This is a genomic window from Mycobacterium colombiense CECT 3035, from assembly GCF_002105755.1.
Lineage (GTDB): Bacteria > Actinomycetota > Actinomycetes > Mycobacteriales > Mycobacteriaceae > Mycobacterium > Mycobacterium colombiense.
Window position 1 is genome coordinate 2519747 of the sequence record NZ_CP020821.1, and the last position, 20265, is coordinate 2540011.

Below are 20265 nucleotides of genomic sequence, written 5' to 3' on the forward strand. Positions count from 1 at the left end.
ATTTCTCACAACGTCAGCTTCGCCCGGACGCCGCTCGGCTGGGCCACCTTCTGGTGGGCATCCTCGGTGCGTCCGCGGCCCAGCGGCGCCGGCCCACCGCGACCGCCTCGTCCTCCCCCGTCGCGGACCGGTTCCGCAACAGCGCCGACCACCGGGGAGCCCACCATGTCCAGCGGCCAAGCAGGTGAATGAAGGCCGGCACCAAGACCATTCGTACCAGCGTGGCGTCGACGAGCACGCCCAGCGTCAGGCCCAGGCCGAGCATTCGCATGAATGACACGTGCGCCGGAATCAATGCGGCGAACGAAATCGACATCACCACCGCGGCGGTGGTGACCACCCGGCCGATGCCGGCGATGCCCAGCGCCGTGCTCTCGTCGGTGGCCGCACGCGCCTCGGCCGGGGTCGGCGGCGTCTCCCGCACGGCTTGCGAGGCCTGCCAGTACTCGTGGATGCGCGAGACCAGGAACACCTCGTAGTCCATGGCCAACCCAAAAGCGATGCAGAACAACAACACTGGGATGTTGGCGTTGAGTGTGCCGTTGGGCGTGGTTCCCAGCGCGCCCAAGTGGCCGTCCTGGAAGATCCACACCATCGCCCCGAATGCGGCCGTAAGCGACAGCACGTTGCATACCAGCGCCTGCACCGGCAGCACCACGCTGCCGGTGAGCAAGAACAGCAGCGCGAAGGTGATCAGGGCGATCAGCCCGAACACCAGCGGCAGTCGCGTGGTGATCGCGTCGACGCTGTCGCGGTTGATCTGCGCCAGGCCGGTCATCTGCACCGACCGTCCGGCCGGCCCCCCGACCTGATGCAGTCGGTCGAGCTGGGTGTTCGAGGCCTGCGAATACAGCGGGGCCGTGCTGTCCACGGTGAGGAATGCGCTGCCGTTGGCCAGGCCGGTGGGCGCGGCGGGCGGCCCCACCCGGTTCCCGGCCACGAACGTCCCGGTCGGCGCGGTCACCCCCGAGACGTCGGGCACGCGGGACAACTCGGCGGCGTAGCGCTGCAGGTCACCGGGGGTTACGCCGTGGGCGTCGGGGACGACGACGGACACCGAGGTCCCCAGCCCGTTGGCGAAGTCATGGTCCAGCATGTCGGCCACCTGGCGGGCCGACGCCGATCGAGGAAGCACGCGCTCGTCGGGAAAGCCCCACTTCACGCCCAGGAACGGCACCCCCAGCAACAGCAGTAGGGCGACGACGCTCAGCCCGACCGGCATGGCTCGGCGCAGGACGAATTTCGTCGAGCGGTACCAGAACTGCGCCACGAGCGGCTTGTGCGCATGATCGCGGAACGGCCGCTGCCCGTGCAGGATGCGGTGCATCACGCGGCGCGCGTCCATCGTGTCCAACCGGGGCCCCAGCAACACGATTGCGGCCGGGGTGACGACCACGGTCGCCACCGCGACGATCGCCGCGGTGGCCACGATGGTGTAGGCGGACGACTTCAGGAAGTACATCGGGAACAGCGCCATCACCGCCATCGACAACCCGACCGTGGTGGCGGAGAACAACACCGTCCTGCCCGCGGTGGCCATGGTCCGCATCAGCGCCTGGTAGCGGGCCAGCGTCCGCATCAGCTCCTGGTTCCGGACCTCGGTGCGGGCCAGCTCCTCGCGGTAGCGGGTGATGATCAGCAGGTTGTAGTCGATCGCCAGGGCGAGGCCCATCGCGATGCTGAGGTCCAGGGCGTACGTGGACACGTCGGTGGCGAAGCTGATCAGCCGCAACACCGACATGGTGCACACGATGGCCAACGCGCCCAAGACGATCGGCATCGCCGCGGCCACGACGCCGCCGAGCACCCACACCAGCACCGCGAAGCTCAGCGGAACCGCGATGGATTCCATCAACAGCAGGTCGCGCTGGTTCTGGTCGTTGATCTGCGCATACGCCACGGCCATGCCGCCGGCGCGCACGGTGACGCCGTCGCGGTCGTGCACCAGGTCCTTGGTCAGGGTGCTGGCGTATTTCTGCGCGTCGTTCTCGCCGCCCTTGAGGCCGGCCACGATCATCCCGGACTTGTCGTCCTTGCTGATCAGCTGCGCCGCGGCCGCCGCCGGCGACGTCCACGCCGACGACACGTTCAGCACCCACGGCGAACGTTTCAGCTGGTCGGCGATCTCGGTGCCGACTCGCCGGGCCTGCTCACCGCGGGCGCCGGCCGGGGACGTGACCACGATCAGCATCTGCTGGTCGGTCTGGTTGAACTTGTCGCGCAGCGTGCTGGTCGCCCGCGATGACTCCGAGGTGGGGTCCTGGAATCCCCCGCCGGAAAGGCCGCTGACCACCGGCAGCCCGAAGATCGCGGCGCCCAGCAACACCAGCACGGCGATCGCGATGATGCGGCGCGGTGCGGCGATGGCAAGCCGGGTGATTACTTGCAGCATGGCGTATCGCCTACCCGAAACCGCGCCGGTTGACCCGCCCGGTATGGAATTGCTCACACCAGCGCGTTTTGGTGGCGATGTTCGGATCGAGGTTTGACGCTCGGGCACTCGGGTATCGAACCTAACAGCGCACTCTGTTCTCGTATTTGGGGTGCGCAGTGCCGGTTTGCCTGAGCTACAACCAGATTGGATGTGCAATGGACGACACGGACGGCGGCACGAATATCCGGCATCCCACCGAAGACGACTGGCAGGCGGTCTTTGAAAATCAGGCCCGGACATTCGGCGACCCGGTGGGACCCGAAGACCTCGAGGCGTGGAAACGCCGAGTCAGCATCGAGGACATCCTCATTGCCGAGGACGTCTCCGATCCGGAGAATCCGAATCTGGTGGGAACGTCCATCATTTACCGCTCGCGGCTCACCGTGCCGGGCGGCGCCAATCTGCGGGTCGCGTGGCTGACGATGATCGCCGTTGCGTCAACGCATCAGGGCGAGGGACTCTGGGCGCAGCTCAGCGCCAAAGGACTTGGCATATTGCTGGACCGCGGCTATCCGATCGTGTGCGGCGTGCCGACGCAGACCGCGATGTACGACGGTTTCGGCGCGGGCGTGTCGAGCTACAGCCACACCTACGCCATCGACCGCCGTTTCGCCAAGTTGCGCGACAAGCCCGGCCAGATCCGCGCGCGCGAGGTCAACGCCGCCGAGGCGCGACTGCACCTGCCCGAGCTCTACGAACGATGGTGTGCCGCAACCAATGGCGCGATATCCCGGGACGACGCGTGGTGGGCCGACTATCTGGAGGACCGACCGACCCAGCGCGGCAACGGATCTGCGTTGCATTACACCATTCACCCGGACGGCTTCTTGACCTACCGGGTGGTCGGCTCACAGCAGCATGCGTTCCGGCCGCCCCTCGGGACGGTGGTCGTCGAAGACTTCTGCCCCATCACCGATGAGGCGCACACCGAGCTGCTGCAGACGCTCCTGGTGTTGGAGATGTTCTATCGCATAGAGATCGACCTGCCCCCCGACGATCCGCTGCCGCTCAAACTCGTCGACCAGCGCGCCGCGGAAACCAAGGGCGTGAGTGACTTCCTGTGGGTGCGCATCAACGACGTCCCCGAAACCCTCGGGGCCCGGACCTACGCCGCCGACGCCGACATCGTGCTGGAAGTCACAGACCCGCTCGGGCTGGCTGGTGGGCGCTTCCAGTTGCAGATCCGCGACGGCACCGGCAAGTGCGCGCCCCACGACGGATCCCCCGACATCGAGATCGGGCTGGCCGACTTGGCCACCATCTACATGGGGGCGCACCGGGCCTCCCAGCTGGCCCGCGCCAACCGCGTCACCGAGGTGCGCCGGGGAGCTCTGGGCGAGCTGGACGCCGCCTTCAGCACCGACCGCGCGCCCTTTTGCGGCACGGTGCTGTGAACGGGAGATGTTGCGCAACACCAGCTTCCACCAGTATGCAAATCCGCGTGCCGAAACGCCGAGGACGGAAGACCGATGGCCGACCCCGGCGAGCTCGAACGCTCAAACGCTTGCGCGGCTCCCGGCGGCTATCCTGGAGCGAGGTCGGGATTTCACTCCATGGCGCAACGCCTGTTATTGTCGCCTACGCGGTCTCGGCCGACCACAAGCGCCGTTAGCTCAGTTGGTAGAGCAGCTGACTCTTAATCAGCGGGTCCGGGGTTCGAAACCCTGACGGCGCACCAGCCCACCGAATGGTTATTCGGTGGCTTCTCCACTCGATGGGGGCTCGGCCGATGGTTAGCGATCTCCGAGAAATCCTTGCCTCCCCCGCGAGCCCCATCGCCCCCGCGGCGGGGTTCTCCAAAGGGGACTTGTGAAAACTGAGCTGAAGTGGATCGAACCTTACGAGGGCCACTTCCACGCCAACATCGACGACCGCAGCGAGTACCGAGTCCACGCCGTCTCGACCGGCGGCTTCCGCGCCGAGCGCGTCGATGACGGCTTCGTGCACCACGACCTGGGCCGGGCCGGCACGGCCGCCGAGGCGCAGGCGATCTGTCAGGACCTGCACACCCGGGCCATGCGGCGCGCCGCGTGGGAGGCCTACATGGCCGAGAACGACCCGCCCGGCTGGGAGTAAGCCGGACCGCCGCCGCCACGCTCAGAGCGCCTGATCGAGGCGCTGCAGCAGCGGTGCGGGTTCGAGCCCGGTTATTGCGAGGTCGACGACATGGCCACCAACCAGCCCTGGGCCGACGACATTCCGGTGTACGTGCAGGCCGGCCGCGTCATCGATTCCTGACCCGGCGCACCGCCACCACCACGACGAGGGCCCCGACCCCGGCCAACGACGCCAGCACCACCGGCTTCTGCACGAAACCGATCACTCGGACCTTGAGGTCGTCGGCGAGGCGCCGAGGGTTGGCCCGCTCGGCAAGCGAGTCGACGGTGGCCGCCAGCTGGTCACGGGCGACGTCGATGTCCTGCTTGATGGCTTCGGGGTCCCGGTCCGCCACTGTGTCCTCCAAGTCGCCCACTATCCGGCTCATGTACCTGCCCGAACTACCCTAGATCAGCTGGCGGTAACCCCAACGCTCCGGTGAACAGAAAGGGACTTACCTTGACCGAGACCACGCGGCTTGCACCGGGCGACAAAGCGCCCTCCTTCAGCCTGCCCGACGCCGACGGCAACAAGGTATCCCTGGCCGACTACAAGGGGCGTCGCGTCGTCGTGTACTTCTACCCGGCCGCCTCGACACCGGGCTGCACCAAGCAGGCGTGCGACTTTCGGGACAGCCTGGCCGAGCTCAACGAAGCCGGCCTCGACGTCATCGGGATCTCCCCCGACAAGCCGGAGAAGCTGGCCAAGTTCCGCGACGCCGAGAAGCTGACGTTCCCGCTGCTGTCCGACCCCGAACGCAAGGTTTTGGCCGCCTATGGCGCCTACGGGGAAAAGCAGATGTATGGCAAGACGGTCACCGGCGTCATCCGCTCGACGTTCGTGGTCGACGAGAAGGGCAAGATCGCTGTCGCCCAGTACAACGTGAAGGCGACCGGCCACGTCGCCAAGCTGCGCCGCGACCTGTCCGTCTAGGGGCGATCGCAAGCGCGGCGGAGCCGGGCGCAGCGGGTCGCCACCATCCGGTCTAGCCGATGACGGCGGCCTCGGTGTACTCGGTGATGGGCCGCGCGATCCCCTGCTCGTCGCAGACCCGCTGCAGCTTCTCCAGCGTCTCGTCGATCCCCGGTCCGAGCCGCTTGCCGGGCGTGAACGTGGCCGGAAGGTGCTGCATGCCCTGGATCACGCCGATCGTCGGGTAGTGCACGGTGCCCTCGGGGTCGCAGCGGTAGTCGGGCATCCGGTCGAGCACCGCCGTGAGCATCGACTTGAACACGACGCGCGCGACGTTGGAGCCGATGCAGCGGTGGATACCGAGCCCGAAGCTGAAGTGCCGGTTGTTCTTTCGGCTCAGGTCCACTCGATTCGGATCGGGAAACACTGACGGGTCGCGGTTGGCCATCGCCCAGGACAGCCACAGGCGATCGCCCTCCTTGAACCGCGTGCCCGCTATTTCGAGGTCGGCGGCGATGGTGCGGCCGTCGCCGGGCGCGGGCGTGAAGTAGCGCAGGAACTCCTCGGTCGCCGAGTCGAGCAGCGTTTCCGATTCCCGCCTCAGCAGTTCACGCTGCTCGGGATTTTCGCCCAGCCATTCGAGGGCGTGCGCGGTCAGCGCCGTCGTCGTGTCGAAACCACCGCCGATGATCAAGCTGAGCATCCCGAGCAGTTCGGCGTCGGGCGCGGGCTCGCCGTCGATCTGCAGCCTTGCCAACGCGTCCACTATCCCGGGGCGGGGGTTCCCGCGGATCTCGAGCAGGTGGTTGAACAGGTCCGCTACCATCGCCATCGTCTGCTCCAAAACCCTTGGGGCATCCGGGGAATCGGCGGGGGTGTAGACGTTGGCGTGGGCCGGCTCGCAATACAGCTGCCACTTCTTGAGAGGAACGCCCATGATCGCCAGGGTCAGGACCGCGGGCACGACGTTCGCGAGATCGTCGACGAAGTCGATCCGTCCCGCTTCGATTTTCTCGTCGATGCTGGCCCGCACGATCTCGTCGACAAACGGCTTCCAGCGCCTGACGGCCGCCGGCGACAGGTAGGGGTTGAGGATGCTGCGGTAGGCGGAGTGCTCGGGTTCGTCCATCTCGAGCATGCCGCCGCGGACCCCGGTGCCCTGCGGGAGCGTGGGAATCGTGATGCCCTTGTAGCCGGTGCCTTCGCCGGTCACGTCGTGGTCGTTGGACACCTGCGGGCAGCGAGCGAGCTCGAAGACTTCCCGATTACCCGCGGCCACCCAATGCCCGTCGTAGGTGTCGGTCCACGCCACCGGACACCTGGCATGCATGTCCTGCGTGATCTCGGTGAACCGTTCGCGGTACTCGGGGGTGTGACGGTCAAAGTGGTAACGGTGGATCTTGCCGGCATCTCCGGTCAGGGTGTTTTCCGTGCTCACGGTGGCGTCTCCTGCGGACGAGTGGCTGCATCTAGAAGCAGTATGCGACGAGACGGTCCGTCTACAAAGGCAATCCGGGGTCGAGTTTCGCGGGTTGCCCCAGCCGCCTAGCCCAGGTTGGCCAGCAGCAGCGCCTCGCTGATCGCCGCGCGTTCCAGCACGCCCAGGTGCAGGCTCTCGTTGACGCTGTGGGCCTGCGTCGCCGGGTCCTCGACTCCGGTGACGAGGATCTTCGCCTCCGGGAAGGCCTCGGCGAACTCGGCGATGAACGGAATCGACCCGCCCATGCCCATGTCGATCGCGTCGACCCCCCACGCCTGCCGGAACGCGGCGCGCGCGGCGTCGTAGACGCTGCCGGTGGCGTCGATCGCGTAGGGCTCGCCGATGTCGCCGCGGGTGACGCTGACGTGCGCACCCCACGGCGCATGCTGTTGCAGGTGCGCGGTCAACGCGTCCAGGTGTGCGGTCGCGTCGCCGCCGGGCGCGACGCGCATGCTGACCTTGGCGCGGGCCCGCGGGATCAGCGTGTTGGACGCCTTCTCGATGGGGGTGGTGTCGATGCCGATCACGGTGATGGCGGGTTTGGCCCACAGCCGCTGCGGCGCGGAGCCCGAACCGATTTCGGACACACCGTCCAGCAGGCCGGAGTCGGCCCGCACCCGCTCGGGCGGGTAATCGACTGCGGCGGCAGTGCTTTCGTGCAGACCGGCGACGGCCACGTTCCCGTCGTCGTCGTGCAGGCTGGCCAGCAGCCGCACCAGGACGCTCAGCGCGTCGGGCACCACGCCACCCCAGATGCCGGAGTGCAGGCCGTGGTCCAGCGTGGCGACTTCGACCACGCAGTCGACCAGGCCGCGCAGCGTGACCGTCAGCGCCGGGATGTCGGTGCTCCAATTGTCCGAGTCGGCGATGACGATCACGTCGGCGGCCAGCGCGTCGCGGTGGGCGGCCAGCAGCCGGCCCAGGGACGGCGATCCGGATTCCTCTTCCCCCTCGACGAACACCGTGACGCCCACCGGCGGGCGCCCGCCGTGCGCCCGAAATGCCGCCAAATGCGTTGCGATGCCGGCTTTGTCGTCGGCACTGCCGCGCCCGTAGAGCCGGCCGTCGCGCTCGGTGGGCTCGAAGGGCGGCGACACCCATTGGCTGCGGTCGCCCTCGGGCTGCACATCGTGGTGGGCGTAGAGCAGCACGGTCGGCGCGCCGTCCGGCGCGGGGTGGCGCGCGATGACCGCCGGCGCTCCGCCTTCGCTGACGATCTGCACGTCGCCGAAACCGGCCTGCGACAACAGGTCCGCGACCGCCCGCGCGCTGCGGTGTACCTCGTCGCGGCGGCCGGGGTCGGCCCACACCGATTCGACGCGCACCAGGTCTTCCAGATCGCGGCGCACCGACGGCAGCAGCTCACGGACGCGCTCAACCAGATCGCTCATGGGATCGAGGCTAGTCGGCCGTCGTCTCCAGGATCGCCACCGCGGCGGCGGTATCGCCCTCGTGCGTCAGCGACACGTGAATGATCACGTCGGCCAGGTGTTTGGCGATGTCGCCGCTCAGCCGAACCCGCGGGCGGCCCCACATGTCGGTGACCACCTCGATGTCGCGGTGGATGTCCTCCGGCAGCACCGGCCGCTGGGCGAACCGCGATCCGGACCAGGCCTTGATCACGGCCTCCTTGGCGGCCCAGCGGGCCGCCAGGTGACGTGCCGCCGACGAGCTCTTGTCCGACGCGTCGCGGCGCTCCCCCGGGGTGAACGTCTCGGAGAAGACGGTGCCCGGCTGGTCGACCTGCTCGGCGAAATCAGGGATGGAGACGAGATCGATCCCCACACCGACAATTCCCATGGGTCGCCAGGCTAACGGACCGACGTCATCCGGCGGAGACCTGGTAGGCCTCGCCGTCACCCAGCCGCGAGTCCGGGTTCAGCAGCATCGCCGCCTCCTGACGCTTCTCCGACTGGTCATGGTCGAAGCGGCGGTTCGGCGGCCGCTCGTACATCGGTGCGCCACCGGCGATCGCCGATGCCAGCCGCCGCTGTCCGGCCAGCAGCCGCGCATCCGCGCGCCGCTGGTAGTCCGCGCGCTGCTGCGGGTCGAGCGCCGCGACGAACGCCTGCGGGTGTACCAGCGCCACCAGCCCCGAAACATGGCCGAAGCCAAGGCTGGTCACCAAGCCGGCCTTGAGCGGGAACTTCTCCCCGAGCCGCAGCGTCTCGCGCACCCACACGAAGTGGGCCGAGCCGGCCAGCTCGTCGTCGACGCAATCCAGGCTGCGGTTGGGCGGGATCACCCCGTCGCGCAGCATCTGGCACAGGCCCATCATCTGGAAGACCGCCGCGCCGCCCTTGGCGTGCCCGGTGAGACTCTTCTGCGACACCACGAACAGCGGCGCGCCCTCGGAGCGGCCGAGCGAGTCGGCGAGCCGCTCGTGCAGTTCGGTCTCGTTGGGATCGTTGGCCAGGGTCGACGTGTCGTGCTTGGAGATCACCGCGATGTCGTCGGCGCCCACACCGAGCTTGCCCAGCGACCGGGCCAGCGCCGAATCCTTGCCGCCGCGGCCGGCGCCCAGCGCGCCCAGCCCCGGCGCCGGGATCGACGTGTGCACGCCGTCGGCGAACGACTGCGCGTAGGCCACCACGGCCAGCACCGGCAGACCCATCTTCAGCGCCAGGTCGCCGCGCGCCAGCAGGATGGTGCCGCCGCCCTGGGCCTCGAGGAATCCGAGCCGGCGCCGATCGTTGGGCCGGGAGAACTTCGAGTCGTGGATGCCGCGACCACGCATCATGGACGTGTCGGCGGTGGCCGCCATGTCACCGAAGCCGATGATGGCTTCCAGCGTCAGGTCGTCGAACCCGCCGGCGACCACCAGCTCGGCCTTGCCGAGACGGATCTTGTCGACGCCCTCCTCGACCGACACCGCCGCGGTCGCGCACGCGCCCACCGGGTGGATCATCGCGCCGTAGCTGCCGACGTAGCTCTGAATGACGTGCGCGGCAACGACGTTCGGCAGGACCTCCTGCAGGATGTCGTTCGGCTTGTTCCGGCCGAGCAGGTTGCCGTGATACATCGTCTGCATCGACGTCATGCCGCCCATGCCGGTGCCCTGCGTGCTGGCCACCAGGCCCGGGTGCACCCACCGCATCAGCTCGGCCGGGGTGAATCCCGACGACAGGAACGCGTCGACGGTCGCGACGATGTTCCACAGCGCCACCCGGTCGGTCGAGCTGGCCATGTCCTGGCTGATGCCGAACACGGTCGGGTCGAACCCGGTCGGGATCTGCGCGCCGACGGTGCGCGACAGCTTGGTCTTGCGCGGCACCCGAATCTCGGTGCCCGCCTTGCGGATGACCTGCCAGTCACTGGAGTCGGGCACCGGCCGGATGATCGTGTGCTCGGGGTCGAACTCGACGAAGGCGCGCGCGTCGGCCTCCGAGGACACCACGAACGCGAAGTCCTTGTCCAGGAACACCGACACCAGCAGCGGCGACGCGTGATCGGGGTCGATCGCGCCGTCGTCGACGAACTCGCGGATGCCGCAGCGCTCGACGACGGTGTCGTGGTAGCGCTCGACCAGCTCGGACTCGTCGACCAGATCACCGGATTGCGTGTCGTACCAACCGGGTTGGGGGTCGTCCTCCCAGCGGATCAGGCCGGTGGTCCAGGCCAGCTCCAACACGCCGGCGGCCGACAGTTCGTTGTCGACCTCCATCTCGAAGCGGGTCCGCGACGACCCGTAGGGGCCGAGTTCCGCGCCTCCGACGATGACCACCAGGTCGGCCGGGTCGACGTCGAGGTCCGCCCATTCCGGCGGGGGCGCCGGGGTGAAGCCGCGCGGTGGGGACGGCAGGGCGGCGATGGTGCCGTCGGCTGCCGGAGCTTCGGCGTCCTCGCCCGATGCCGAGGTGGCCTGCTCGCGGGCCTTGGCGGCCAGCTCGGCCATGTCGAGGTTGGCCTCGCCTAGCCCGCCGGTCAGGTCCGCCTTGATCGGCGCACCGGCCGCGGCCACCTTGGACTCGATGTCGCAGAGCGACAGCAACATTGCCGCCATCTCGTCGGTCGAGTACGTGGTGACGCCGGCCTCCTCGACCGCATCCACGATGGCGTCGTTGTGGCCCATCAGCCCGGTGCCGCGGGTCCACCCGATCAGCGCGTGCGCCAGGCTGACCCGGGACGCCCACGACGACTCGGCGTGCCAGCGGCTCACCAGGGCGTCCAGCGCCGACTTGGCTTCGCCGTAAGCGCCGTCACCGCCGAACATTCCGCGGTTCGGCGAGCCCGGCAGCACCACGTGCAGCCGCGACGCGATGTCGCGCTCGGCGCCGATCTTCGACAGCCCGCCGATCAGCCGCTGCACCGCCCACAGCAGCACCTTCATCTCCATCTCGGAGCGGGAGCCGGCCTCGGACAGGTCGCCCGCGACGCGCGGGGCCGCGAACGGGAACAACAGCGTCGGGGTCTGCGCATCCTTGATGTGAATCGATTGCGGCCCAAGGCTTTCGGACTGCTCGGTGCCCACCCACTCGACCAGCGCGTCGATGTCGGAGTAGGACGCCATGTTGGCCGCGACCACCCACAGCGCCGCGCCGAATCGGGCGTGGTCGCGGTAGAGCCCGCGGTAGAACGCCAGGCGCTCGTCGTCGAGCTTGGACGTGGTAGCGATGACGGTGGCGCCGCCGTCGAGCAACCGCCCGACGACCGACGCGGCGATCGAGCCCTTGGAAGCGCCCGTCACCACCGCGACTTCGTGACTGTAGGGACCGGGGTCGGGGTTCTCGGCGCCCGCCGCGATCCGCCCGTACAGCGACGCGTGAATCTGTCGGCCCGCCGCCAGCGCCTTGCCCTGCCACCAGGTGGCCTGCGTGGCCACGACATGGCCTGCGCCCTCGAACCTTTCGGACAGCTCCACCCAGCGGGCGTCGATGTCGCCCTCATCGGTCAGCCAGAGCTTGACCAGGTCTTCGCGGGCGCTGGCCCACCGGTCGTCGAACAGCACGGCCTTCTTCGGCTCGAACACCGGCGCCACCAGGCGCGGCCAGTCGGCGCCGAGTTCGGTGGTCACCAGGTCGATGAGCTCGGCATCGGTGGCCGCCGGCGAAACGCTGACCGGGTCGTCCAGTCCCAGCTGGTTGAGCACCAGGCGCGCGGCCGAGGCCAGCACGCCGTCGCGACCGGTGATCTGGTCGGTGAATTCGCCCAGCGCGGCGGCGTCGATGGTCGCCCCGCCGCCGCCACCGCCCGAGGACGGCAGCGCCACCGCGATGCCACGACGCGCGGCGACGGACGCCACCGCGGCGTCGATCGCCTTGTCGACGGCGGCGGCGTCGGCCAGCGCGCCCTCGTGCAGGTGGCCCATCGCCCCGCCCCGGACGCTGGTGCCCTCGCGGGTACCCAGCGCGACCTCGACCGTGACGTGCTTGGCCCAGCCCTCGCCGAGCTCCCAGGTCTTCTTGACCCGCTCGGCAATGGCACCGGGCCGCTTGCCCGAGGGCCCCAGCACGGTGCGCAGCTGGTCGTTGATCGCGTCGGAAAGCACTGGGCCGTAAGGCTTGTAGGTGCGCGCCAGCTTGGTCACCTGCGCGCGCAGCCCGGCCAGGTCGGCCTCGGCGGCGCCGTCGATGGCGCCCAGGTTCAGCTCCGAACCCAGGTCTACCAGCAGCTGGTTGCGCCGCGAGGACGCACCGTCGGTGATGGATTCGATGGAGTCCAGCTCCTCGATCTGGTCGATGCGCATCTTGGCCGACAGCGCGATCAGCGCGAGCGTGGCGTCGGCGGCATCGAACCCGATGTCGTCCGGCCGGGCCGCGCCCGACGGCGCGGCCGGCGCGGCGGCGGGCGCCGCAGGAGCGGCCGCGGCCTCCGGTGCCGGCGCACTGTCCGCGGGCGCCTCCGGTTCGTCGTCGGGCTCCGGCTCGGGGTCGGTGTCGGTGGCGAACAGCACCGCCGCGTCGCGCTCGGCGTTGAGCACTTCCACTGTGCTGTGTGCATATTCGGGCAGCTTGAGGGTGTTGGTGGCCAGGCCCGCGACCGTCGGTGCGGACTTCACACCGATCTCGACGAACCGCTCCACGCCCAGACCACCGGCTGCCTCCTCGGTGAACAGCAGGTCCTGGGTTTCGATCCAGCGCACCGGGCTGGCGAATTGCCATGCCAGCAGCTCGATCAGGACGATGCGGGCCATCTCGATGCGGCGCTCGGCAAGCCAGGTGTCGTAGTCGGCCAGGATCGGGTCGAGCGGCTCGGCCGGCACCAGGTCGCGGATCTCCTGGATGAAGTCGCGGTCCAGGGTGAACGGCCGCGGCACCAGGTTGGGGATGTAGCGGCCGATGATGACGTCGGGATCCTTGTCGCGCGGCATGACCCGGTCGAGGGATCGCCGGAATTCCGCCACGCCGACCCGCAGCACGCGCGAGTGGAACGGCACGTCGATACCGGGCACCAGGATGAACGAGCGCTTGCCACCGGTGATCTCGCGGCGCCGCTCCACCTCTTCCTCGAGCGCCTCCAGACCGCGCACCGTGCCGGCGATCGCGTACTGGGAGCCGCGCAGGTTGAAGTTGACGATTTCCAGGAATTCGCCCGTGCTCTCGGCGATTCCGGCGACGAATCCCGGCACTTCCTCGTCGGGCAGGTCGATCTGCGACGGCCGAATGGCGGCCAGCCGGTAGTTGGACCGGCCCAGCTCGTCGCGGGGCACGATGTCGTGCATCTTCGATCCGCGGTGAAACACCGTCTCCAGCAAGGCTTCCAGCTCGTAGATGCCGGTCACGCAGGCCAGTGCGGTGTACTCGCCGACGGAGTGGCCGCAGGCGATCGCACCCTCGACGAAGGCACCTTGCTCGCGCATCTCGGCGACCTGCGCCGCGGCCACGGTGGCCATCGCCACCTGGGTGAACTGCGTCAGGTACAGCACACCCTCGGGGTGGTTGTAGTGCACACCGCTGGCGATGATGCTGGTCGGGTTGTCGCGCACCACGTGCAGAACCGAGAAGCCCAGGGTGTCGCGGGTGAACTTGTCCGCTTTGTCCCACACCTTGCGGGCGGCCTTGGACCGGGCCCGGACGTCCATGCCCATGCCCTTGTGCTGGATGCCCTGGCCGGGGAACGCGTAGACGGTGTGCGGGGCCGCCAGGCGGGCCGTCGCCGACATCACCAGATCCGAACCGATCTTCGCCGCGACCTCCAAAACCTCGGCGCCCTGGTCGATTCCGACCCGGTCGACGCGGAACGAGACCTCGTCGCCGGGACGCACCATGCCCAGGAAGCGCGCGGTCCAGCCGATCAGCCGCGCCGGCGGGCGGGCCTGGCCATCGGTGGCGGTCACCGCGTGCTGGGCGGCGGCCGACAGCCACATGCCATGCACGATGGGCGATTCCAGGCCGGCCAGCAGCGCCGCGGCCCGGTCGGTGTGGATGGGGTTGTGGTCGCCGGAGACCACCGCGAACGGGCGCATGTCGACCGGCGCGGTGATGGTGACGTCGCGACGGCGCCGACGCGGTGTGTCGGTCGCGTTCTCCGAGACCGCGCCACCCGCGCGCGCCGGGTCGGTCAGCTCGGCCGTCCCGGTGCGGCCCAGGATGGCGAAACGCTCGTCGAGAGTGGCGATCGCCTGGCCGTCGGTGTCGGTGATGGCGACCGAGACCGGGACGACGCGCCCCATGTCGGTGTCGATCGCCGCCGAAGCCGTTGCGGCGATTGTCAATTGCGACAGTGTCGTCGGGAGCTTGCCGACCATGTGGGCGGCGTGGTCCAGATGCACCAGGCTCAGCAGGCCCTCGACGACCGGGACGCCGGCGTCGGTGACGGCCGAACCGATCGCCGAGAACACCGCGGGCCAGCACGGCCCGACGAGCGCGTCGGGCACGGTGGTGAGGCTGGGCGCCAACGGTTCTCCGAAGGTGGCGGTGACGCCGGTGTGGTCGGCGACCCGCTCGGGGTCCCAGTCCACCGTGACCGTGGCCGTTCCGTCGGTGACCGCGGGCAGGAATTCCGGCCCGTCGACGCCGGCCGCGATGGCCAGCACCGCACGCATGGCCGTGGCGGCGTCCTCGGTGGAGACCACCGGGGTGGCACCGTCAACGGTGTTGGGCGGCAACGTGAATGGGATGTCGATCCATGTTCCCGAGACCGGGACACTGAGCACGACGCGGTCGCCCTCGACCTGAAGCCTCGCACCGGTGGACGAATGCGTGGCGCGGCGGCTCTCGGGTCCCTCAGAGTCTCCGTGCACCAGCCAGTCGGAGGGCTCGGCGATGCGATGCACCGGGTTGGCCGCGGTGCGGCCGGCCCACTGGACATCGGGGGCGTCGAGCACGACGGCCAGCGGGCCGGTGACGTCGGCGCGGCCCATCCGGCGCGCCGTGACGTCCTTGGGCTCCACTCCGGCGGTGAGCGCCTCGTCGATGGCCGCCTGCTCGAAGCGGTCCAGCAGTTCACCGACGGGCTCGTCCATCCGGGTGATGCCCGCGACGGCCGCGGTGCCCGGAATGATGCACACCTGATCGGCGTCGTAGCGGGCGTCGTGCGCCTGCCACAGCGAATCGCTACGCCACCAGCGCCGCACGTCCTTGTCGATCACCGGCACGAAGTTGACCGGCTTGCCCAGCAGTTTGCACAGCGTGACGAAGAACGGGACGTCGGCCGGGTGCAGCTGGACGCGTTCGGCCTCGGGGTAGTGCGACAGCAGGATGGCGATGGCCTCGGCAGGGTTTTCCAGCAGCCGCGCGCCGTCGGCGGTGGAGCCGTCGAACAGCGTCTCGATGGGGCCGAAATCCTGTGCGTGCAAACGGGCTTCGGCCCGCTGGAGCATCTGTTCGAACCGGTCCCGCCAGGTGTCGGCCAGCCACGGGCTGCCCGGCGAAGCGGTGTCGGCGGTGGAATCGCCGTCCCCGATGGACAACTCGACGTAACGCTGCAACCACTGCAAGTAGGTCATCTCACCGACGTCGCCGAAGTACGGCTTGGCGGTGTTGGCCATCGCCGCGATGATCTCGTCGCGGCGCTCCGCGACGGCGTCGGCGTCACCGGCGACCTCGTCCAGAAGGCGGCCGCACCGCGAGGCGCTGTTGTCGATCTCGTGGATGTCCGCACCGAGCTGGCTGCGGCTGGAAGCCATTCCGCCCGAGGCTTTTCCGGCGCCGATCCACCGATCGGTGCCCTGGGTCTCGACCAGCATCCGCTTGACCGACGGCGACGTGGTGGCCTCCTTGGCCGCCATCGCCGCGGTGCCCACCAGGATGCCGTCGATCGGCATCAGCGGGAAGCCATAGGCCTGCGCCCAGCGGCCGGACAGGTATTCGGCCGCGCGCTCCGGCGTGCCGATGCCGCCGCCCACGCAGACGGTGATGTTGGAGCGCGACCGCAATTCGGAGTAGGTGGCCAGCAGCAGGTCGTCGAGGTCCTCCCAGGAGTGGTGACCGCCGGCGCGGCCGCCCTCGATGTGCGCGATCACCGGCTTGGTGGACACCTCGGTCGCGATGCGGATCACCGAGCGGATCTGCTCGACGGTGCCCGGCTTGAAGACGACGTGGCTGATGCCGACCTCGCCCAGCTCCTCGATCAGCTCGACGGCCTCCTCCAGATCCGGGATGCCGGCGCTGACCACCAGACCGTCGATGGCCGCGCCGGACTGACGCGCCTTCTGCACCAGCCGTTTGCCGCCGACCTGCAGCTTCCACAGGTACGGGTCCAGGAACAGCGCGTTGAACTGGTAGGTCCGGCCGTCGTCCAGGAGCCCGGCCAGCTGCTCGACGCGGTCGGCGAAGATCTCCTCGGTGACCTGCCCGCCGCCGGCCAGCTCGGCCCAGTGCCCGGCGTTGGCCGCCGCGGCCACGATGTGGGCGTCGACGGTGGTGGGGGTCATGCCGGCCAGCAGGATCGGCGAGCGTCCGGTCAGCCGGGTGAACTTCGTCGAGAGCTTGACCCTGCCGTCGGGCAGGCGAACCAGCGTCGGGGCGTAGCTGGACCAGGCCCGCGCCACCTCGGGGACGGCGCCGACGGTGAAGAGGTTGCGCTGCCCGCCGCGGGTCGCCGCGGGCACGATGCCCACACCGAGGCCACGGATCACCGGCGCGGTCAGCCGGGTCAGGATGTCGCCGGGACCCAGGTCGAGGATCCAGCGGGCGCCGGCATCGTTGACGCGGGTGATCTCCTCCACCCAGTCGACAGGCCGTACCAGGATGGACTCGGTCAGTTGCCGCGCCAGCTCGACGTCCAGGCCGACCTTCTCGGCCCAGCCGCCGACGATGTCGATGCCATCGGCGAGTCGGGGCGTGTGGAAGCCCACCTCGACCTGCACCGGGTCGAAGACCGGCGAGAACACGTCGCCACCGCGCAGCTTGTTCTTCCGGTCGGCTTCCTCCTTCTCCGAGATCTGCTGGCAGTAGAGCTCGAAGCGGGACAGCTGTTCCGGGGTGCCCGTGATGACGACCGAACGGCGGCCGTTGCGGATGGACAACACGGGCGGCAGCACGGTGCGCACGTCCTGCGCGAACTCGTCGAGCAGCCGGCCGATGCGTTCAGGGTCGGCGTTGGTCACCGACACCATCGGCGGGCGGTCGCCGAGCACCGAGATGCCGCGCCGGCGGGCCACCAGGGTCCCGGCCGCGCCGATCAGCTGGGCCAGCGCCAGCAGCTCGACGTCGCGGCTGCCCCCCGCCTTCAACGCCTCGACGGCGAGCACACCCTGGGAGTGTCCGGCGACCGCCACCGGGGGCGTCGCCTTCAGGTCCATGCCTTGGCGGGCCAGCGCCCGCACGGCGGCGATCTGGGTGAGCAGCACGCCGGGGATCGAGACCGCGGCCGAGGTCAGGTGCTTGTCCGAGGGGACCGGATCCTCGGCCGCCAGCGCACGCACCCAGGACAGCGGCTCGAAGCCGATCGGTCGCACCACCACGAGCTCTTTGGCGACCGGCTCGAGGAGCAGGTTGGCTTCACCGACCAGCGTTGCCAGGTCGGACTCGATGCCGGCCGACGACACCAGTTCTTCGAGGGTCTCGAGCCAGGCGCTGCCCTGGCCGCCGAATGCCACGGCGTAGGGCTCGCCGGCCGTCAGGCGGTCGACAAGGGCGTGGGACTCCCCGGCCTGTGGGGCCTTGCCTTGGCCGTCGTGGTCAGCGGACACCCGGTCGTGCTCGTGGATCGTCACCTTGTCTGTCTCCCCTGTATGCGTCTTTAGGTCTCGTTCGTCGGGCGGTCACCACCGCCGGGCGGGGTTCGGTCGATGCGGCGTGGTTCGGCGTCGAATCACAGCCGGGAAACGGCTCGCCGGTGTGTTGTCGGCGGACCGCTCGGCTGGCGCTGAGCGGCGCGACGGACTCCATCGGCTGTACTAAGAGTGTCATAAGGATCGACCCTCGTTTCGCGTGCTGATCGGTTACTGATGAGTTCTACGCATGGGTAACCGTGTCCTGGGTAACACGCGGTTTCACCGCCGGTGCGAACCCGATTACCAAACCCGCTGCATGAAGGTGGTTACGGTCGAGTAGCTATAACTGCGCAGATCAAGGCAGTCTTGTTATCGAATCGTTATATAAAAATTTTGGGTCGTGGAGCGCCGTCGCGGCGCCCTCGGCGGCATCGGCCGACGATCGCCCGCCCGCGCGCCCCCGGAAAATGAGCGAACGAGTGTTTGCTGGAATTTTTAAGAGTGCGCGCCCCGACGCGGGCGGGCGGCGGCATCGGGCGCTAGGCCCACTGACCGAATTGGGGCTTGAGGATCTCGTTGATGTCCACGCCGACCCCTCCGACGCTGCGTTTGTCGATTTCAACCTGGTGCAGGTTGGCCGCCGGGTGGGCGTATCCCTTGGGTGAGCCCCAGTTGTGCTGCCAGAAGTAGGAGCCCAATCCGTCGTGCAGCGCCCAGTCGATGGTTTTCGAATTGCCGTACACGCCTGTGCGCTGATGGCCGATCACCGACTCCCAGGAACGCAGGTAGGGCGCCACCTGGCTCTTGTACTGCTCGTATGAGGGGTCGTCGTCGATCGAGGCATAAATCGGCGCGCTGGCGGGCCCGCCCGCCGCGGCGTGCAGCTGCATCCCGCGCTGCGCGTGCTGCAGGCCGGCGTTGGCGCCGCCCAGCCAGTCGGCGGTGCTGGCCTTGCCGTACTGGTAGCAGGACACGATTTTCAGCCCGTTGCTGTCGAGGTCGCGCGCCTCGGCAACCTGGATCGGCTTGCCCAGCATCCAGTTGCCGCCCGGGCGGCGGTCCGAGACGTACCGAATCGACCCGACGGCACCCGCGGCCCGGATCTGGCTGGCCGGAATGACGCCGGCGGCGTAGTCCAGCAGGGTGCCGAGCGACGCCGACGCCGGCGCGGCGGCCAGCGACGCTCCGGTCGTGCTCAGGCCCAGCAGGGCCGGGGTTGCGGCCGCGAGTTTGAGCAGGTCGCGCCGCGAAACGGATGACACAAGCCACAGGGTACGACACAAACCCCATATGACACATTGATCACACCGATCACATGTGCATCACGGTGCCGCATCGTTCGTTTGAACGGATTCGCGAGCGGGCAGCACGATGACGCTCACGGCGTCGACCCCGCGCCGGGCGGTCTGCTGCGCGATCTCGTCGATGAAGTGGGCGGCCGCCGGGCTGATCGATCCCGCCCAGGCGCGAAATCCCTGCACGATCACCGGGTCGCGCTCCAGCAGCGGTTGCACGCCGCGCAGCACGCCGACCACCTCGCCGGGCAGGGGGTCGGCCAGCTGCTGGTCGATCCAGCGGCGCGCCAGATCTGGGGCCGCCGCGTCGTCGTCGCCCAGCGCGATCACGTCGGCGGCCAGGCCGCGCAGCCGATCGAACAGCACCTCGTGGCCCGGGGTCTCGGCCAGTTGCGACAGCAGGGTGCTCGCCGCGGTCGGCAGCACCATCTGTCCGAACAACGCGGGAACCGGCAGGTCCCATTCGTCGAACAGGTCGGCGTACTTCGTAGCGACCGGCGCCGGCAGCGGAGCGCTGAGCCGCCCGATCACCCCGATGCTGTCGCGATGGGTGGTCGCCAACCGGTGCAGGATGTCCTCGTTGAGCTCCGCGTCGCCGCGCGCGGTGGCGGCGTCGATCGCCTGGATCAGGTGGTCGATCCGCTCCCGTTGCTGCATCAGCAGCGCGCGGTGCTCGTCGAGCAGGCCGGCCAGCGTGCTGTGCCCGCCTTCGATCAACCGCGCAATGTCGTTGATGCCGACGCCGAGGCTTCGCATCAGGTCGATGCGCAGCAAGTCGAGGACCTGCTCGACGCCGAAGACCCGGTAGCCGTTGGACAGGTGCTGGGCGCGCAGCAATCCGATTTTCTCGTAATGGCGAATTCGGCCGGAAGCGATGCCGGTCAGGGCCGTGACGTCGCCGATCAGCAGCTGCTCAGCCACCCCTTGACCTTACAACTGTGACAAGGTC

General features: G+C 69.1%; 11 protein-coding genes, 1 tRNA gene and 1 pseudogene. 5 read left to right on the top strand and 8 right to left on the bottom strand.

Annotated elements, in window-relative coordinates:
- Nucleotides 1-13 precede the first annotated feature (13 nt).
- Complete coding sequence (locus B9D87_RS11520) at nucleotides 14-2392, bottom strand: MMPL family transporter (protein WP_007774069.1); 2379 nt, start codon at nucleotides 2390-2392, stop codon at nucleotides 14-16.
- A gap of 197 nt (nucleotides 2393-2589) precedes the next feature.
- Here B9D87_RS11520 and B9D87_RS11525 point away from each other — a divergent pair, with 197 nt between their 5' ends.
- The 4 genes and pseudogenes from B9D87_RS11525 to B9D87_RS27935 form a co-directional block, all read left to right on the top strand.
- Entirely contained in the window at nucleotides 2590-3828 is a 1239-nt protein-coding gene (locus B9D87_RS11525; RefSeq protein WP_007774067.1) for a GNAT family N-acetyltransferase, read from the top strand.
- A 208-nt stretch (nucleotides 3829-4036) separates the two neighbouring features.
- Nucleotides 4037-4112: transfer RNA gene (locus B9D87_RS11530), tRNA-Lys, on the top strand.
- 131 nt (nucleotides 4113-4243) lie between these two features.
- Nucleotides 4244-4510, top strand: coding sequence for a hypothetical protein (locus B9D87_RS11535; protein WP_007774066.1), 267 nt, complete (start codon nucleotides 4244-4246; stop codon nucleotides 4508-4510).
- Between the two features lie 21 nt (nucleotides 4511-4531).
- A pseudogene (locus B9D87_RS27935) lies at nucleotides 4532-4672 on the top strand (hypothetical protein); the annotation flags it as partial.
- Here B9D87_RS27935 and B9D87_RS11540 read toward each other — a convergent pair.
- Entirely contained in the window at nucleotides 4659-4886 is a 228-nt protein-coding gene (locus B9D87_RS11540; RefSeq protein ID WP_007774063.1) for a DUF3618 domain-containing protein, read from the bottom strand. The pseudogene B9D87_RS27935 and the gene B9D87_RS11540 sit on opposite strands and share 14 nt — an antisense overlap.
- Before the next feature lie 104 nt (nucleotides 4887-4990).
- Between B9D87_RS11540 and bcp the strand changes: the two genes are divergently transcribed.
- Nucleotides 4991-5464, top strand: coding sequence for a thioredoxin-dependent thiol peroxidase (gene bcp, locus B9D87_RS11545; RefSeq protein WP_007774061.1), 474 nt, complete (start codon nucleotides 4991-4993; stop codon nucleotides 5462-5464).
- A gap of 52 nt (nucleotides 5465-5516) precedes the next feature.
- On the opposite strand, the gene B9D87_RS11550 is transcribed toward bcp, so the two are convergent.
- The 6 genes from B9D87_RS11550 to B9D87_RS11580 all read right to left on the bottom strand — a co-directional run bounded on the left by B9D87_RS11550 (nucleotide 5517) and on the right by B9D87_RS11580 (nucleotide 20237).
- Nucleotides 5517-6881, bottom strand: a complete 1365-nt coding sequence (locus B9D87_RS11550; protein WP_007774059.1) for a cytochrome P450 — start codon at nucleotides 6879-6881, stop codon at nucleotides 5517-5519.
- 107 nt (nucleotides 6882-6988) lie between these two features.
- Nucleotides 6989-8314: a dipeptidase gene (locus tag B9D87_RS11555; RefSeq protein ID WP_007774058.1), complete on the bottom strand. Its 1326-nt coding sequence runs from the start codon at nucleotides 8312-8314 to the stop codon at nucleotides 6989-6991.
- Nucleotides 8315-8324: 10 nt separating this feature from the next.
- On the bottom strand, nucleotides 8325-8723 hold the full coding sequence (gene acpS, locus B9D87_RS11560) for a holo-ACP synthase AcpS (RefSeq protein WP_007774057.1): 399 nt from the start codon (nucleotides 8721-8723) through the stop codon (nucleotides 8325-8327).
- Between the two features lie 25 nt (nucleotides 8724-8748).
- Nucleotides 8749-18021: a type I polyketide synthase gene (locus tag B9D87_RS11565; protein WP_007774055.1), complete on the bottom strand. Its 9273-nt coding sequence runs from the start codon at nucleotides 18019-18021 to the stop codon at nucleotides 8749-8751.
- Between the two features lie 539 nt (nucleotides 18022-18560).
- Nucleotides 18561-19283, bottom strand: coding sequence for a DUF1906 domain-containing protein (locus B9D87_RS11575; protein WP_007774052.1), 723 nt, complete (start codon nucleotides 19281-19283; stop codon nucleotides 18561-18563).
- A gap of 60 nt (nucleotides 19284-19343) precedes the next feature.
- Nucleotides 19344-20237 carry a MerR family transcriptional regulator gene (locus B9D87_RS11580; protein ID WP_007774051.1) on the bottom strand — a complete coding sequence of 298 codons (894 nt, stop codon included), beginning with the start codon at nucleotides 20235-20237 and terminating at the stop codon, nucleotides 19344-19346.
- Nucleotides 20238-20265 lie beyond the last annotated feature (28 nt).

What these genes read in the sequence shown, in the direction of transcription:
- B9D87_RS11525 (WP_007774067.1), top strand. Translation starts at nt 2,590, where the DNA reads ATGGACGACACGGACGGCGGCACGAATATCCGGCATCCCACCGAAGAC.
- B9D87_RS11520 (WP_007774069.1), bottom strand. Translation starts at nt 2,392, where the DNA reads ATGCTGCAAGTAATCACCCGGCTTGCCATCGCCGCACCGCGCCGCATC.
- acpS (WP_007774057.1), bottom strand. Translation starts at nt 8,723, where the DNA reads ATGGGAATTGTCGGTGTGGGGATCGATCTCGTCTCCATCCCTGATTTC.
- B9D87_RS11555 (WP_007774058.1), bottom strand. Translation starts at nt 8,314, where the DNA reads ATGAGCGATCTGGTTGAGCGCGTCCGTGAGCTGCTGCCGTCGGTGCGC.